The following is a 470-nucleotide window of genomic DNA, read 5'->3' on the forward strand; positions in this document are numbered from 1 at the left end:
TTCTCCCGGATACCCTCCAGATCAACGAAGCGATCCACCGCCCGCAACAGGTGGTTCTGGGGAACATGGTCTTCCAGCCTGAAGCTGTAAAACAACGCCTCCTGCATCACCGTCCGATCACCCATCATGAGCCTGTCTCCTAACGACAGGATCAGTGAATCAGGACCGCGCAATTACTGCAAGCCCGGCTTTTTCAACACTATCGGTCGCATGCCGCCCGACAGCTTGCCGCCAGGGTAAACTGTGGCAGATGGGAGCAGCGGGCTGGGTTGGCTGGAATCAGCAAGGCTTCGCAGCGCATCGAAAATCCGGCTCTTCGGTGAGGGCAATGCTGCACCGGTGTGATCTTTCATACCTTGTCTATGGAGCCTGAGACCCCAGCCTTTGCCGGGGGAGACAAGCCGGCGGAAATGCCGCTTCTGGCCGTCTGCTATCCCCTCCACTCCCTCGACCCTTCCAAGGCCCTGGAC

At 58.9% G+C, this 470-nt stretch carries 1 protein-coding gene; it reads right to left on the reverse strand.

Annotated elements, in window-relative coordinates; genetic code table 11:
* Window positions 1–173 precede the first annotated feature (173 nt).
* A partial coding sequence (locus MJ601_RS21825) for a hypothetical protein (protein WP_242130490.1) occupies window positions 174–470 on the reverse strand: 297 nt, incomplete at its 5' end.

The organism is Sphingobium trunci (assembly GCF_022664535.1).
Lineage (GTDB): Bacteria > Pseudomonadota > Alphaproteobacteria > Sphingomonadales > Sphingomonadaceae > Sphingobium.